Here is a 16,780-nt window from a genome sequence, read left to right as displayed (position 1 = left end):
AATACATACACTCCTATTATTTCGCCAGCTCTATCTTCACTCGCTCCAACGCGCTCTTAATGACGTCATCCATATCGTAGTACTTATACTCTGCCAAACGGCCGCCGAAGATGGTGTTCTCTTCCTGCTCGGCCAGGGCTGCGTACTGCTGGTAGAGCTTCTGGTTGCGCTCGTTGTTGACCGGGTAATACGCCTCCTCGCCGCGATGCCAGTCGGCTGGGTACTCGCGTGTGATATAGGTGACGGGCTGCGTACCGAACTCGAAGTGCTTGTGCTCGATGATGCGCGTATACGGGATCTCGCGCTCCGTGTAGTTGACGACAGCGACGCCCTGATGGTTCTCCTCCTCAAGGCGCTCCGTCTCGAAGTGAAGGCCACGGTACTCGAGCTGGCCGAGCTTGTAGTCGAAGTACTCGTCAATCGAGCCCGTGTAGACGATCTTCTTGGCCACATTCTGATACGCCGCGCGCTCCTTGAGATAATCCACGCCCGTGCGCACCTCGATGCCGTCGAGCAGTGCTTCGATCAGCTTGTTGTAACCGCCGACCGGGATGCCCTGATAACGGTCGTTGAAATAGTTGTTGTCAAACGTATAGCGGACCGGCAGACGCTTGATGATGAATGCCGGCAGCTCCGTGCAGCTGCGGCCCCACTGCTTCTCCGTATACCCCTTGATGAGCTTCGTGTAGATATCCGTGCCGACGAGCGAGATGGCCTGCTCCTCGAGGTTCTGCGGCTCGCCCTTGATGGCCTTGCGCTGCTCCGCGATGATTGCCTTGGCCTGTGCCGGCATCACGATGTCCCAGAGCTCGCGGAACGTGTTCATATTGAACGGCAGATTGTAGAGATGGCCCTGATAGTTCGCCACCGGCGAGTTGATAAAGTTGTTGAAGTTGACAAATCGGTTGACATACGCCCAGACATCCTCATAGCTCGTGTGGAAGATGTGCGCGCCATACTTGTGGATGTTGATGCCATCCTTCTCCTCACAATAGACATTGCCGCCGACATGCTCCCGACGCTCCAGGACCAACACCGACTTGCCCGCCTGCTTCGCCTCATGTGCAAAGACCGCACCAAAAAGACCACTGCCAACGATCAGATAATCATACATGATACTACCCCTCTTCTATCACCTAACGCTCAATCAACCACCGCTTCAAATCACAGCTGCGGCACGAGCTCCTTCAGATACGCCTCAAACTTGCCACCAAGATCTGGGCGGCGCAGGGCGAACTCCACCGTCGCCTTGAGAAAGCCCAGCTTATCGCCAAGATCATAACGGATGCCCTCAAAATCATAAGCATAGACTGGCTGGCGCTTGGCCAGGACTTCCAGCGCATCCGTCAGCTGCACTTCGTTGCCCTTGCCCGGCAGCGTGTGCGCGAGAATGTCAAAGATGGCCGGCGTGATCACGTAGCGGCCCAAGACCGCCATGCGGCTCGGCGCATCCTCGACAGCCGGCTTCTCCACCATATCGAGTACCCGCATCGTGCGCACATCGTCCGTCAGCTCGCCCTTGACGATACCATACGACGACACCTTATCCTCCGGCACCGTCTGGCAGCCAAGAACGGATGCCCCTGTCGCATTGTAGGCATCGATGAGCTGCTTCAATGCCGGCTTGCCATCACCATTGTAAACGACATCATCTCCAAGCAGTACGGCAAACGGCTCATCCTGCACAAAAGCGCGTGCACAGAGAATGGCATCGCCAAGACCGTTCATATGCTGCTGACGAATATAGTGGATATCGATAGCCCCCGTATCGCGAACCAGCTTCAGAAGGTCAGTCTTCCCCTTCTTCTCGAGCTCCATCTCCAGTGCCGGAGCCGAATCAAAGTGGTCCTCGATTGCCCGCTTCGCATGGCCGCTGATGATCAAGATCTCCTCAATCCCGCTCGCCAATGCCTCTTCCACAATATACTGGATTGTCGGCTTGTCAACAATCGGCAACATCTCCTTCGGCGTCGCCTTCGTCGCCGGTAAGAAACGCGTGCCAAAACCAGCCGCCGGAATAACTGCCTTACGAATTTTCTGCATTTTCTCTCCCCCGCACAAAAACTTTTACATCAAATCCATTGCTTTCCTGATGGCTTTCTTGGTAAAATAGCCATTGATTACTTTTTCCTGTAAAGCTGTAATATTCTTTAGATAGCGCGCATAATCTTCCTCAGTCATAGAATCTAAGACCGTATTGATATCACTCAGTTTATCAACGCAGAAACCTATATCCTGTTCCTTCACAAAATCAGCAATAGCAGCCTGCGACCAAACAATCACCGGCAAGCACGAAGATACGTATAACGATAATTTATGTGGATTATTATAGCGCGTATATTCGCCAAATGCACCCGAGCATGTATCGATAGAGTCTCCATCCCAGATTAGACCAAAGCTTCCTTCTAATCTGGCCGGAATTTCTTCTGCAGAAAAGGCGCCTTTATAATTAGTATTAGCAGATTTGATATTTTTCTTATTATAATTTATGCCATAAAGGAAGAAAGTAACTTCGATATTCTCTAAATCATTATAAAGGAAAGTACTCTTTGATAAATTTCCTGCAAATGAAACAATTGGTGCAAAGTTCCGATTAGGGTGAAAATTATTATCTCGAATATAATCAAATAAATCTAATTTTATCATAGGGGATATCACCCCCAACCTTTGCAATGAATCTAACATATATTTATTATGTACAATAAGGCCTTTACATTTATTGAACACTTTAATTTCATCAGAAATTTTTTCTTGTCCAAAATCTCGTAAAGAATTCACATCATGGATAATCAGAATAACATTATTTCGAGATAAACATCTCAACAATCCTTCCCTCAAAATAGGGTTACAGTAAAATGGGTATTGAATAAATATTTTTTTATTATATATACGTAATAAAGAAAATATATTTTTTATATTCCTAATATTAAAAACATATCTTATTTTTTCTATAATTGAATGAAATACACGTTCCTTATATGAAAATATTGGAGAGGAAAGAATAGTATAAAATATAGCATCTACATCCTTACGTGCCTTACTTCCTGCATGTTTACCTGTCCCAACAGTTTCATGTATAAAAGTGAATTCCGATTTCATATTATCACCCCAATAATATCACTTATTTCTATTTTAATAAATCATAAATCGACCAAAAATCATTCCTAATATCAGTATTAAAAACATAGTCAATATTAGCATGCGATCCACCTATCGTTTTAGCAATTAATGTATCAGAATATCCGCTTATCATGCGAATATTTAACACAAGAAACATCAGGACTATAAGTGAAACAATTCCCAAGCGTGTGAAGTATCCATATCGTAACTCAGACAGACATAGGACTAACGTAGGATAGAAAAAAATCAAAAATTCAGAAGCAATGCGATCTAAGCCATATAAACCTGACAAAGAAACTTTTAAAGACAGTCCTAGAGATGTTAATAATAATAATATACTCCTTTTTTCACTTATATTTTTCAATGTAAAAAACACAAATACAAGCATCGTCAAAGTCATTATATATGAAGAAATAGAGGTTCCATCCATATTCGTATTTTCTAGTGAATATCCTGATAATCTATCGGATAAAGCCATCATTAACTGTACAGAAGGTAATGAGAGTATCAATTTAACAATAAAAGGTATTCCTAATATGAGTATAAAGACCTTCTTCTTAGATAGATTGGTTGGTATAAAATAAAAAACAATAAACATGATAGAACTAGCATGAAAAAAAGTAGCTAAGCAAATGGCAAAGAAAAATTTTATAAAAGAACGGTTCTCAGTAAAAATATATTTTACGCCCCAAAATATAATTGCCATAGCTGCAAACTGTCGAATCATTGTAAACGAAAACCACAATCCGACTAAGCCTATCGTTCCTAATGTAAAAATTCCTAATGATAAAGAAATTTGGCGATAATTATTATCTAAAAAATAAGATAATCCCTTATAAAAGAAAACAAGCGAAACAATCGCATACAATAAAAACAGCATCTGGAACTCAAAACCCAAGTATCTCAAAAACTGACATAAAATTTGAAAAGATGGTTCTGGCCATACCATATTAGGATCATAGCTGATCCAAGAATACATATTCATATATTGATCATAATCGTAACCAATTCGGTATCGAAAACCAGATACTACAATCATTAATCCTAATATGATATATGAAATAATTTGTTGGTTCTTAGCTTTTACCATATAACTAATTAATACCAACAAGCTTGTTAACAGTCCATATAGAATCCAAAATGACATAGCTCATCCTCACAATCGTTAAAGCATCAAGAATTCGATAAAAAAAAGTCAGTAATGGATTTAGACGACGTATTTATATCGTACCCAGCACGCTGAATAGAATGTAATTCATTCTTCCGCGTAAGAGCTTTTGTCTCCAAGACTTTTATTGCCCAATCAAAAGGAGAAAGATTCAAACTTAATTGGTAAAAGTTTTCAATTATCTGAGTTTCGGATGTCATTCGATCAGAAACCACACAGGGAAGCCCTGCTACTTGTGCCTCTATTGCTACTATACTCAGTCCCTCAAATCTAGACGGCATTAATAAGCAATCCATCGCTTGGTATAAACGCTCAGTATCCTTTCTCAATCCTAAGAACAATACTTTTTTTTCTAAATGATATTGTTCAATTTTACTTTTTATCATCAAAAAACGTTCTTCATCACCATTAGAAGACCCTACTAAAAGTAAGATTGCATTTTCATCATACTTTGTAATTTCATAAAATACATCTAGAAGAAATTCGTGGTTTTTCTGATACGAAAATCTCGCTACATTTCCAATTACAAATTTATTAGCAATATTCAATTCTTGTCGAACATCCTGACGAACTTTGGGATTATAAATAAATTTTTTTGCATCAATTGCATTATGAACTATACTAAAATTACGTTGGCCAAACATCCATCTCCCTGCCAATTTTGAGCAAGCCCAATAATCTGTTGCAGAAACCTTTAACAAGAATGTATTTAATTTTTTTAAACATCTTCTCGATAAACTTTCTGATATTTCATCACCAGAATTATGTGAATGGATCACACGATGTGGTATGCCGACTAAAGCTGCGATAAATAAAGGGAAGACATAGTACAAAGAACACGTATTCAAAACGATATACTTATACTCATGGCGTTTCTGATATAACAATTTCAAAATACCCCAATAATGCCCTAGCGGAGACTTATGACGAGATGGCACAGCATAAATCAAGTCACCATTTCGCTCTATTTCATCTGAAAATACAATTGGTGACTCCCCTGTGATATTCAAGAAGTCATAACGTACTAGTTCACGATTTAGTTTACGATATTGCGCCATAAGGTACGTTTCCATACCGCCTATATTATTTGTCATGCCAATTTGAAGCACTCTAACTGGTAATTCCATGATATTCTCCTCTAATTTACCTTAATGATAGGTAATAGTGTTCTAATACTTTCGCTTCTTGTCGAATATCATATCCCGCTTTACGAATCTCTTCTACAGGACTTTTTCGTACACATCTATTTTCCACACATTCTTCAATAGCAGCTTCCCAACAATCTTCATTATTGTTCAATGGAATGAATGTCAATAGATTACTCACCCTCGCATCACTAGGAATAACATCAGCGCTAGCAAAAACAGGTAATCCGCTGCATTGTGCTTCCACTAAAACTATTCCTAATCCTTCATAAAAAGAGGGAAATACAAATGCATCAAAGGCTTGATAATAATCTTCTATATTTTTTTTTGCACCTAAAAATTTAACAACATGCTGCAATTGCAAATCCTGAACGAGCTGTTTTAAAGCAGTTTCATCTTTTCCTTCGCCAATCATCAGTAAACGTGCCTCAGGATGTTTTTGATAGAACGCATTGAAGATTTTTATTAGAAAAGATTGGTTTTTTTGGGGGTCCAATCTCCCTACATGACCGATAATAAAGTTTTTTTCAAGATGAAGCTGTTCTCTCATAGATGTGCGCATAGATAGCGAATAAATAAATTTATTCACATCTATCGAATTTTTTATAACGGTAAATGGATATCGGCCAAAAAGAAATTTTCCTGCATCTTCTGTACAAGCAATGCGCTCAGTCGCTTCGCGATTACCAATGTAAAGTAACGGATAATTTCGTATGGCATGTGAGAAAGTCGCAGCGGCACGATTATTATGACTGTGAAGAATACGATGCTTTATCCCAGCTTTTTTAGCCAATGGGAAATATAAAAATGCTGCATTTGCCATATGGCAATGTAATATGCTATATTCGTTTTTGTGTTCTTCAAAAAACGTTGAAATCTGTTTTTTTATAGCAAAAAATCGACTTATACGAAATGTTTCCCAATCAAAAACACGTCCACCAAGTGATTCAATCTCACTCTTTATCTCATGCTCTACACGACTATGCGTGATAAAATCGAATTGTATTTTAGACCGATCTATATGACGATAATAATTCAATAAATAGGCCTCTATGCCGCCACAATATGTCAATCCAGGAAGAACATGTAAAATACGAATGGGCTTTTTTATATCCACCATACTCATCAATCTCCCTAGTTTACATTGTTTTTTTATAGACCAACAATCCATACGCGAACGATATCAGCCAGCCTAACACAAACCCTACAGCCGTCATAAGCTTCGGTCTTGGCCATACTGGTTTCTCTTCAAATGGCAATGTCGCGGGATCTACAACCTGAACGTCCATAGAATCCATGGCCTGCTGGACACGGCTCTTCTCGCACTGCTGAACGAGATTGATGTAGACTTGGTTCTTAATCTCTGCATCGCGTTTGTACTCGAGGTAATCTACGACGCCTTCTGGCAGATCGCCGAGTTCCTGCTGCTTACTATCGCGCTTTTCCTTGATGGCAGCTTCACTGGCCTGAGCTGTCGCAACGGTTGCCTGAGCCTGGGCCTGTGTCTTCAGGAGTTCTGCCTGAGCTGGATTGAGTGTCGTTGCATTCGAGGATACGACGGCATTGACTTCATTCGTCAGGCTACTCTGCAATTTGCCGAGCTGTTCGCGAGCAGCGATGACCTGCGGATTATTCTCGGTATAACGCTGTCTGAGGCCGACGAGTTCGACCTGCTTGGCGACAATCTGATTGCGGATGCCCTGCACTGTTGCATTGTCGTTGATGTTGTAGCTCTGGCTGCCCGCTTTCATTTCGTTTAGCTTTGCATTGGCCGTATCCAACTGCGCCTGCCCAGACTGCGCCTGGACTTCCATCTTGCTGATGGCATCGTCATAGGCATCAAGGCGAGCAATCAGGGCCTTTGCCTGGGTATCCGGGTCATAGATCTTATGCTCTTTCTGATACTCAGCAAACTTCTTAGCTGCTTCATCTGACTCCTGTTTTGCCTGGTCGATACGCTCATTCAGAAACTGGACAAGCAAGCTCTGCGTTTCTTTGTTCATGCCCGTCATCATATCGAGGAAGTTATCTACAACTTTTTGCGAGATTTCCTGCGCTTCTTCTGGCGTCTTACCTTTAGCCGTCACCTTGATAAGGTTCGTCTGCTTTGTATTTTCTATCTTGAGATTTGACTTGGCGAACTTCTCTGGTGTCAAGAACTTTTTATCCTCTTCTGGCCAATTCAAATCATCAATGATTGGCTGCAAGACAGTATTACTCTTCATCAACTCTACATAGGTAAGCGTTGGCGAGCTTGCATTGCCAATACCTAAGGCCGCGGCTGCAGCGGCAGCTCCACCGCTGGCAAGCTGTGAGCCGGTCATGCGAGTCTGGACGGTGGTGGTGGATTCATAGGTCTTCGGCCAGACGAGACCGGCTACGAGGGCGACGGCAGTGCAGCCTACAACGATACCACCGACGACTTTTTTGCGCTGTATCATGATGTCTTTGAGGCGGCCAAAATCGATGGATTCTTCTTTTTCCAAGGTATTCTCTCCTATCTATGCCTATAATGATTCCTGATATGATGCGAGATTAATGCGAGGTTGTCAACCCGAGTTTGCGTGCGACGAAAAGGCCGCCTTTACGCACCCAGTTCTGCTTTTCGAGGAAGGACACATTCTGCTCATGATACGGAATCTGATTCTTCTCGAGCCAGATGTCGAGCATCAGCTCGCTGACGAAGCCAAAGATGCGTGCTTCGTAGGCAGAATATGCGCTGATATCCACTCTATCTTCGATCTTGAACAGGATGTCGAACATCCACTGGCAATAGTCGTCATAGAGGTCCTTGCGCATGACGAACATGTTGAACATATGCGCCCAGGTGCGCTTCATGACCGTACCATGTGCCTCAACATATTCAGGATAATCCGCCCGAATGATTTCGTCAAGGGCCTGCAGGCCTTCTGCATGATGCGCGTGCAGATAATGGGATTTGTTCGATTCGATATAATAGCGGCGCTTATCGGCTACGACGACCGGCGTATCGGCCAGCAGATTCTCCCAGTCTGCCTTGGACAGGATTGCCGCCCGCTTGCCCTCTATCGAGCGCGCTTCTTTATTGGTGAAGTAGCGGCGATAATGGACAAGGCCGACGCAATCCGCCGACAAGTTCTTCCACGCCCAGTACAGGGCCGTCAATTCGCAGTAATGCGGATTCTTGGCACTGATGTTGTCGCCGGTATTGTCACCTGTGAAGCCAATGCTCTCCTTGCCCTCACAGCCGACATGAATCGGCATGTAGACATCATCCTGCGGCATCCAATACGGTTTATGCGCCGCGACCATGATCTTTATATCCACAAAATCTCTCCCCCAAAAATTATTTATCATATGTATCCTAAGCAATTCAAGATCCAAGTTTCTTTCTCAAGTACCAGATCACGATGCCTGAGTACTCTATGTACTTCCCGTTTGTATCTTTATTCTCATAGGCTTTGAGCATCTTCTGCAATAAAGACCTGCGCCAGTTGCCTGGCTTATTCCGCGACTGGACCTGTATTTTGGTCAGGCAGACAGCCAACGCATTGCGGCGGTTCAGCGGGAGGCTGAAGTCGCTGCCTTCGTAGTTGAGGTTCAAGGTGTTGTTGAGGTCATCGTTGATCTGAGTATCGTCTGAGAGGATTTCGCCTGTATGTGTATTATACCGGATTTTCTTGACCATGTCTCTATCCAAGGGATTGATAGTCAGGATCTTATCCTTGCGATGCGCGTCGCAGGTCGTCTCTCTATAGGGATGGCCGGCATTGCCCATGCAGACGCCGAGCATGTTGTGGAAGTCCAGCTTCTGCTGTTCGGTACACTGACTCTCGGGGAGCCAATGCTCTATCTTCATTTTCTGGGCCTTCTTGACGATACCATCTTCGGCTTTCATGTCGTCTTCAACAGTGATTTCCTCGGGAATGCGCCGCATGCAATAGGCACAGAGATACCCTTGGTCTTCTAACAGACGCTTGCGGATATCTTCCTTGTTGCAGCCATCGTAATAGGCATGGGGCTGCTGCTTGTAGGCAGTCAGGGATCTTGGCTCTGCATGTTTTTCAATGTAACGCATATCATCCCTCCGACAGTGCCAGCTCTAGCTCCAGCCGCTCTCTGGCTTTGACGGCCAGCGGGCTGTCAGGCCCGATATCGTGCTCGAGCTTCGTCAAGGCTTCTTTCGCCGTGGTAAAATCTTCACGGTCGATAGCACCGTAGAACGCCTCCAACTGCGCTGCCACAGATGCTGGCAGGTCGGCAGAATTCTGGATACGCCGCAGGATGTAGTCAACCTCGAGGCCGTAGCCGCTCATGGCGGCTTTGGGCGAGGCGAGGTTTTCGATATCGATGCACCAGACGTCTTTGGCGGAGGCGATGATGATGGGTGAATGGGTGGTGGCGATGAACTGGACGTTTGGGAAGACGTGGCGCAGGACGTCGATGACGTGCCATTGCCAGCGCGGATGCAGGTGAACGTCCAGCTCGTCGATCAGGATGAGGCCGGGTGTCTCGGTGATGCGCTCGGTCAGGAACGGATTGAGGACGGCCATGCGGTAGGCGATGTCGAAGACCATCCAGATGAGGGACTGGTAGCCTGCACTCAGTGCTGAGATGGGCATGACGGCACTGCCTTTCTGGTAAAGCAGCTCTTCGGAGCGCTTGTCGTAGAAGATAGCGACAGATGCGCCTTCAAGCTTGGTCATCGCTGTGGCGACGGCCTGCTTGACGGCTTCATACTCGCGAACAGGCTTGTCGGTCTGCCAGGCGATCTGCTCCATGCGCGAGCACCACTCGAGCATCAGCTTCATGCTGGATTCATCGGTCACGCAGTCGATGTAACCCGCGATGCGGCTGCTCTTCTTACGTGCGAAGGTACTCGTCTGTTTCTTGCGCTTCTGCGACCAGACGCGGCCTGCGCTCTGATAGCAGATGACGGGCAGGACAGCACTCGTGTCGGCCACCATCTGTTCGGCCAGATGGCAGATATCGCGCGGCATCGTCTTGGTCTGCGCGCCGTAGCTGTCTTTCGCCCGCTCCCACTCGTACGGGCTCCCCGCCACCTCTGCATTCATATCGATGTGGGGCCAGGAATACTGTGGCTCATATGCGCCATCTCCCTGCAGGACATAGCTGGTCCGAGCTTCTTCCGACTGAATGTTGCGCGGGTGGATGCCTCCCCCATGGACGCCTGAGAGGAAACCGCTGATGCCGATGGCCAGGGCCTCTAGCAGGGAGGTCTTTCCCTTGCCATTTTCACCGATGATCAGGTTGAAGCCCGGCTTGAATGTGAGCTGGCAGTGTTCAATTCCCTTGAAGTCGTGAATGGCGATGGTCTTGACGTGCATGGGTATCCCCCCTTTCGGATCGATTTAATAAGCGCCTTTGCCGAAGGCGACGGCTTTGACGGTCTTGAACAGGTACATGAGGTCGATCCAGACGGACCAGTTGCGGACGTACCAGGTGTCCATGGCGACGCGCTCTTCGTAGGTGGTGTCGCTGCGGCCGCTGGCCTGCCACATGCCGGTGATGCCGGGCAGGACCATGCTGTACTCGCGGAAGTAGTCGCCGTAGCGCTTGATTTCTTTGGTGACAATCGGGCGCGGGCCGACGAGGCTCATGTCGCCGCGGATGACGTTCCAGAGCTGCGGCAGCTCGTCGAGGCTGGTCTTCCTGAGGAAGGCGCCGAGCTTGGTGACGCGCGGGTCGTGCTCGAGCTTGAAGTTCTCCTCCCACTCTTTGCGGGCCTCGGGGTTCTCCTTGAGGTATTTCTCGAGGGCTTCCTGTGCGTTCGGGATCATGGTCTGGAACTTGTAGCACGGGAAGAGCACGCCATTCCTGCCGACGCGCTGATGCGCGAAGATGATATGGCCCTTGTTGCTGATGGCGACCATGATGGTCAGCACGATGAGTATCGGCGAAATGAGGATGCTGCCGATGGTCGTGCAGATGAGGTCGAAGACGCGCTTGATGATGCGGTTGCGACGGCGCGCAAGATTGTTCCGCATGTGGAGCATGAGGACTTCTTCGCTGAAGAGCACTTCTGCCTCAGCGCCGATCATCGGGGTGCCGATGAGGTCGGGCGCAAAGGAGATGTCGCGCACGTAGGGCTGTATCTTGGAGATGAGCTCCTGGAGCTGGTCGCGGTGCATGCCTGGCGCGGTGATGATGACGGTCTGGACGCCGGAGTCGCGGATGATGGACTCGGCATCGGCGACCTTGCCGTAGAGCAGGAAGCGCGAGGCGACTTTCTCGGAAAGCGGGTTATCGTCGATGAGGCCGACGATGTCGTAGCGGTAGCCGAGGTCATTCCGGTAATAGCGCAGGACGCGCTCGGCCGTCTTGCCCGCGCCGACGAGGATGACAGGCTCGTAGAACAGATGGCACTTCTTGATGAACGTCTTGGCGAGGTAGCGGATCAGGTAGAGATTCGGCACCAAGAGGACGATGAAGAGTCCGACGAAGAGGCGCGAGGTCAGCAGGCTCGAGGCGGAGAAATAAATGACAATGAGACAGGCCATAAAGCCGTAGAGCACGGCGAAGAAGACGTCGCGCGACGAGTCGAGGATGGAGTGCATCTGCCGGTAGGCATGGGCCTGTCCGAGGAACAGGATGAAGATCAGCGGGATCCAGAGGTAGATGTACTGTGGCGCGATGGCATAGGGCGCGGTGTGCCGGTCGATCAGGTGATGGAGACCAAGGGCCTCCTGCTCGGCCAACAGGATGGCGACGTAGTCGAGCAGGATGAACAGGATTGGGTAGAGATAGCGGGCGTAGCGCGCGCTGCGTACCCTCGTCCTGTTGGCCAGGCGAATCATTTTTTCCAATTGTGATATTCCCCCAATATCATAATCATAAGGTCATTTCCCAACCATCAGTCGGTCAGGTTCTTGTAGAGCGCCCAAGCGTTGACGTATGGCAGGACGTCGGTGTCGAACTTGATGCCGTTGGAGCGTGGGACGTAGAGGATGTCGCCGTCTTCGATCTCGACGTTCTGCGTGAGGTCGTGCTTGACGGTGTAGGCTTTCATGTTGAGGGTGCGGTAGTACATGGTGCCGTCGACGACGCGCATGATCTGGATGCGGGTGCTGCGGCCTTTGCGCGCCCAGCCGCCCGCGGTGGCGAGTGCGGCGTAGGCGTTCATGTTGTCGATGGCCATGTCCTGGACGCCGGGCTTGTTGACCTCGCCCATGACGTAGACTTTGCGCGGGCCGTAGCTCGTGATGACGAGCGAGAGGTCCGGGATGCGCAGGTACTGGGTCAGGGAGTCCATGAGGACAGCCTTGGCCTCGTCGAGCGTCAGGCCCTCCATCTTGACGCTGCCGACGTACGGCAGCTGAACGTAGCCGTCGAGGCCGACGGTGATCTTGTCGATGCCGATGCCATCGGGGAAGCCGACGGCGAGGATGCTCAGCGTGTCACCGCGGAACAGGCGGTAGCTCGGCGAGACGGTCGTGTGGCGCAGGGAGGCGGTCTTGAACATCTCCTTGGACTCGACGTAGCGGGCTGCGGTGTCATCGTCATCCGCGGCGGACGGGGTGCTGAGCGCCGCTACGGTGTCGGTATGCGTGGCGGAGCCGACTGCCGCTTGCGTGCGGGAGACGGAAGCGGTCGGTGCGGCGAGCGTGCCCGTGGCAGTCTGGGCCGCGATGTCGGTGGCCGTAGGCGCGGCAAAAACGGCGCTGCCTGAGAGTAGGAAGGCCGTGATGGTGAGAGCCGGAAGGCTGTACTTCATAAGATAAAACCCCTCGTTTTCTGTATTTGCGTATGGAATGGTCGAATATACGCTATTAGGATACCACCTTTTCTAGGAAAAGACAAGGTTTAGAGGCGGATTAGCGGGCTGCGGCGTGCGGTATGATTTGATAGAATGATAAATACCTGATATAATTATGGAAGTCATTGTTTGCTATGCTGTTGTTATTCTTGATTTTATTTTCACATTCTTTTTGAAAAGGGAGATTTTCACTTATGTTACTCAATCGCAAATCGGTAGAACTCCTGGCTCCGGCTGGCACATGGGATGCGCTGGTGGCGGGCGTGGAGTCGGGTGCGGATGCTGTCTATCTCGGCGGCAAGCACTTCAACATGCGCATGCATGAGGGCGGGTTCAACTTCGACGATGCCACGCTCAAGAAGGCGATCGACTACGCACACGCGCACGGGGTGCGCCTCTATGTGACGCTCAACAACCTCATCAGCAACGAGGAAATCCCGGCGCTGCGCGAGTACCTCGCCTACCTCAATGAGATCCGCCCGGACGCGCTGCTCGTGCAGGATTTTGCGGTGCTCGAGCTCGTGCACGAGATGGGCATCACGATTCCGCTGCACACGTCGGTCATGATGAACACGCACAATGAGCACGCCATCGAGAAGCTCAAGGAGTACGGCATCACGCGCATCGTCGTGGGCCGCGAGATGACGCTGTCGGAGCTCAGCCTGTTCCGCGAGCGCACGGGCATCGAGGTCGAGTACTTCATGCACGGCGACATGTGCATCAGCGAGTCGGGCCAGTGCATCCACTCGGGCGTACTGTTCGGCCAGAGCGGCAACCGCGGCCGCTGCCTCAAGCCGTGCCGCTGGGCTTATCAGCTCATCGACGAGAAGACGGGCGAAGTGCTCGACGAGGACGGGCCGGGCGCCTACAAACTCGCGCTCAAGGATATGTGCATGTACCGCGCCATCCCGCAGCTCATCCAGGCGGGCGTCTTCTCCTTCAAGATTGAAGGACGCATGCGCCCGGCGGGCTTCATCCGCCGCATCGTCTCGACGTACCGCAAGGCAATCGACGCCTACATCGCGGACCCGAACGGCTACACGACGGACGAAGAGGGCTGGAAGAATCTCTACGACAACCGCGCGCGCGACTTCACGACGACGTTTGCGTTCGGCCAGCCGGGCAAGAAGGACATCGGCTTCACGGGCGAGCGCGAGCCTCGCTTCTTCAGCCATGCGGTCAAGGAAGCGGGCTTCCAGGATGAGGTACTGCGCCAGGAGCGCGATATCGAGAAGGAGAATATGGCACATCGTCAGCTCAGCGTCCGTTGCAACACGATTGCGTCGGCCAAGGCGGCCATCGACAATGGTGCGGATACCATCTATGTCGGCGGCGAGGCGTTCCGCCCGCTGCGCCCGTGGAAGCTCGGCGACTATGCGGAAGTCCTCGCCTATGCGAAGGGCAAGGCGCACGTCGTCGTCAATACGCCGCGCACGACGATGCGCCGCGAGTGCGGGGAGCTCGAGCAGTTCTTTACGGCACTGCGCGAGATCAAACCGGATGGCCTGATGGTCAGCAACCTCGGCTCCTTGAAGCTCGCGAAGAGCATCACGGACCTGCCGGTGCAGGCAGATGTGTCGTTCAACCTCTTCAATCAGCTCGCGGCGAAGTTTCTGCAGGAGAACGGCCTTACGATGGCGACGACGTCGTACGAGCTGTCGTTCGAGCAGCTGCGCGAGATCGTGGAGAGCGCGGCGCTGCCGCTCGAGACGGTCGTGCACGGCTCGTATGAGTCGATGATCTGCGACCACGACTTCCCGGCGATGAGCCTGCCGGAGTTCAACGAGCTCGACAATCCGGAGGTGCTCGACCGCCACTATGCACTGCTCGACACGGCTGGCGAGAAGCACGCGATCCGCATCGACCAGTACGGCCGCAACCACCTCTACTTCGCCAAGGACCTCTGCCTCTACCCCTACCTCGCGAAGTTCAACGGGCTGGCCTCGTACCGCATCGAGGCGCAGGACTACACGCCGGAGCTCACGGGCCGCGTGACGAAGCTCTACCGCGAGGCACTCGATGCGCTCGCCGCTGGCAAATCGCAGGAAGATGCGTTCGACCATGAGGCGTTCGAGCAGGTGCAGAAGATGAGCCCGCGCGAATGGGGCATCGGGACGTACCGGTTCCGCCAGAGTCGCAATTCGATCTGAGCACTTCCTTAATAAATATGCAGCTGTGATGTTTCGCACTGTTGCTTTATCGCATATATCTTAGGAGGGATTTACTTTGGCTGAAGAAACAAAACGAACATACATTGGCCCTGAGGCCATCATCGAGAAGAAGAAGAAGTACATCATGCCGTGCCTCGGCCATTTCTACAAGGAGCCGCGCGAGTTCGTCCGTGGCTCGATGCAGTACCTCTACGACAGTGAGGGGCGCAAGTACCTCGACTGCTTCGCGGGGGTGTCGGTCATGAACTGCGGCCACTGCAACCCGGAGATCACGAAGAAGGTCCAGGAGCAGGTCGGCACGCTGCAGCATGTCTGCAACATCTACCTGACGGAGAACTTCGTGAACCTCGCAGAAAAGCTCGCTACGGTCACGCCGGGCAAGCTGCAGAAATCGTTCTTCTGCTCGACGGGCTCGGAGGCCACGGAGGGCGCGCTGCTGCTCGCCTCCATCTACACGGGCAGCAGCGAGATCATCGCGCTGCGCAACGGCCTGCACGGCCGCACGAAGCTTGGCATGAGCGTGACGGGCATCCAGATGTGGCGCACGGACCCGGAGCCGGTCGGCGGCATCCACTTCGCGCCGAACCCGTACTGCTACCGCTGCCCACTCGGCAAGAATCGCGAGACGTGTGACCTCGCCTGCGCGAACATGGTCGAGGACGTCATCCAGACATCGACGGCGGGCCATCCGGGCGCGTTCATCGCGGAGACGATCCAGGGCAATGCGGGCATCGTCGTGCCGCCGAAGGGCTACTTCCAGCGCGTCAAGGAGATCCTTGCGGCGCACGGCACGCTGCTCGTCATCGACGAGGTGCAGACGGGCTTTGCGCGCACGGGCAAGCTGTTTGCCATCGAGCACTTCGGCGTGACGCCGGACATCATGGCGATGGCCAAGGCGCTCGGCAACGGCGCGCCGATCTCGGCCTTCATCTCGACGGCGGAGATTGCCGACACCTACACGCGTCCGGGCGCCTCGACGCTCGGCGGCAACCCCGTCTCGACGGCAGCCGGCCTCGCCGTGCTCGACTACATCGAGAAGCATGATCTCTGCAAGAATGCCGAGGAGCGCGGCGAGCAGCTGCGCGCCGGCCTGCGTGAGATCCAGAAGAAGCACCCGATCATCGGCGACATCCGCGGCCTCGGCCTCATGACCGGCGCCGAATTCGTCCACGCCGACAAGAGCCCCGCCGCCGCCGAGCTCGACGACGTCCTCGAGACCCTCAAGGACCGCGGCTTCATCATCGGCAAGAACGGCATCGCCCGCAACGTCATGGCCTTCCAGCCGCCGCTCGTCATCACGGCAGAAGACATCGACAACGTGCTCAACGCGCTCGAGATGGTGCTGACGGAGAAGAAGCTCTGAGGGGCGTGCCACGTCGACAGAATCGATAGAAATGAAAAAGGAGATGCGATTGCATCT

The 16,780-nt window shown here is 50.8% G+C and carries 14 protein-coding genes; 2 read left to right on the top strand and 12 right to left on the bottom strand.

Translation table 11 applies throughout. The features are described 5' to 3' along the window. Nucleotides 1-16: 16 nt before the first annotated feature. The 12 genes from glf to MITSMUL_RS09605 all read right to left on the bottom strand — a co-directional run bounded on the left by glf (nucleotide 17) and on the right by MITSMUL_RS09605 (nucleotide 13,147). Nucleotides 17-1,114, bottom strand: a complete 1,098-nt coding sequence (gene glf / locus MITSMUL_RS09645; protein ID WP_005842213.1) for a UDP-galactopyranose mutase — start codon at nucleotides 1,112-1,114, stop codon at nucleotides 17-19. Nucleotides 1,115-1,164: 50 nt separating this feature from the next. Then, nucleotides 1,165-2,043: a UTP--glucose-1-phosphate uridylyltransferase GalU gene (gene galU / locus MITSMUL_RS09640; RefSeq protein WP_005842211.1), complete on the bottom strand. Its 879-nt coding sequence runs from the start codon at nucleotides 2,041-2,043 to the stop codon at nucleotides 1,165-1,167. 24 nt (nucleotides 2,044-2,067) lie between these two features. Continuing rightward, complete coding sequence (locus tag MITSMUL_RS12770; protein WP_147652994.1) at nucleotides 2,068-3,099, bottom strand: glycosyltransferase; 1,032 nt, start codon at nucleotides 3,097-3,099, stop codon at nucleotides 2,068-2,070. Nucleotides 3,100-3,127: 28 nt separating this feature from the next. Continuing rightward, nucleotides 3,128-4,210, bottom strand: a complete 1,083-nt coding sequence (locus MITSMUL_RS12375; protein ID WP_211205239.1) for an EpsG family protein — start codon at nucleotides 4,208-4,210, stop codon at nucleotides 3,128-3,130. 83 nt (nucleotides 4,211-4,293) lie between these two features. Continuing rightward, on the bottom strand, nucleotides 4,294-5,415 hold the full coding sequence (locus tag MITSMUL_RS12545; RefSeq protein ID WP_005842207.1) for a glycosyltransferase family 1 protein: 1,122 nt from the start codon (nucleotides 5,413-5,415) through the stop codon (nucleotides 4,294-4,296). A gap of 16 nt (nucleotides 5,416-5,431) precedes the next feature. Beyond that, nucleotides 5,432-6,553, bottom strand: a complete 1,122-nt coding sequence (locus tag MITSMUL_RS12365) for a glycosyltransferase (protein WP_005842206.1) — start codon at nucleotides 6,551-6,553, stop codon at nucleotides 5,432-5,434. A gap of 19 nt (nucleotides 6,554-6,572) precedes the next feature. Continuing rightward, nucleotides 6,573-7,919, bottom strand: coding sequence for a GumC family protein (locus tag MITSMUL_RS09630; RefSeq protein WP_005842204.1), 1,347 nt, complete (start codon nucleotides 7,917-7,919; stop codon nucleotides 6,573-6,575). 49 nt (nucleotides 7,920-7,968) lie between these two features. Continuing rightward, complete coding sequence (locus MITSMUL_RS09625; RefSeq protein WP_040636187.1) at nucleotides 7,969-8,739, bottom strand: DUF4422 domain-containing protein; 771 nt, start codon at nucleotides 8,737-8,739, stop codon at nucleotides 7,969-7,971. Nucleotides 8,740-8,785: 46 nt separating this feature from the next. After that, a complete protein-coding gene (locus MITSMUL_RS09620) occupies nucleotides 8,786-9,490 on the bottom strand; it encodes an HNH endonuclease family protein (RefSeq protein WP_005842201.1) in 705 nt (234 codons plus the stop codon). Between the two features lies 1 nt (nucleotide 9,491). Beyond that, nucleotides 9,492-10,760: an AAA family ATPase gene (locus tag MITSMUL_RS09615; RefSeq protein WP_005842199.1), complete on the bottom strand. Its 1,269-nt coding sequence runs from the start codon at nucleotides 10,758-10,760 to the stop codon at nucleotides 9,492-9,494. Nucleotides 10,761-10,784: 24 nt separating this feature from the next. Next, nucleotides 10,785-12,230: an undecaprenyl-phosphate galactose phosphotransferase WbaP gene (wbaP, locus tag MITSMUL_RS09610; RefSeq protein WP_005842197.1), complete on the bottom strand. Its 1,446-nt coding sequence runs from the start codon at nucleotides 12,228-12,230 to the stop codon at nucleotides 10,785-10,787. A 56-nt stretch (nucleotides 12,231-12,286) separates the two neighbouring features. Next, nucleotides 12,287-13,147 (bottom strand): polysaccharide biosynthesis/export family protein, encoded by an 861-nt coding sequence (locus tag MITSMUL_RS09605; protein WP_005842195.1) that lies wholly within the window; start codon nucleotides 13,145-13,147, stop codon nucleotides 12,287-12,289. A gap of 236 nt (nucleotides 13,148-13,383) precedes the next feature. On the opposite strand from MITSMUL_RS09605, the gene MITSMUL_RS09600 reads away from it, so the two are divergent. Both MITSMUL_RS09600 and MITSMUL_RS09595 read left to right on the top strand, forming a co-directional pair. Next, the gene (locus tag MITSMUL_RS09600; RefSeq protein ID WP_005842191.1) at nucleotides 13,384-15,339 is read left to right on the top strand and encodes a peptidase U32 family protein; all 1,956 of its coding nucleotides are present in this window, start codon (nucleotides 13,384-13,386) and stop codon (nucleotides 15,337-15,339) included. A gap of 145 nt (nucleotides 15,340-15,484) precedes the next feature. Beyond that, nucleotides 15,485-16,723, top strand: a complete 1,239-nt coding sequence (locus MITSMUL_RS09595; RefSeq protein ID WP_084778616.1) for an aspartate aminotransferase family protein — start codon at nucleotides 15,485-15,487, stop codon at nucleotides 16,721-16,723. Nucleotides 16,724-16,780 lie beyond the last annotated feature (57 nt).

This window comes from Mitsuokella multacida DSM 20544 (genome assembly GCF_000155955.1).
Taxonomy (GTDB): domain Bacteria; phylum Bacillota; class Negativicutes; order Selenomonadales; family Selenomonadaceae; genus Mitsuokella; species Mitsuokella multacida.
This window is presented reverse-complemented; position numbering and strand designations above follow the sequence as displayed.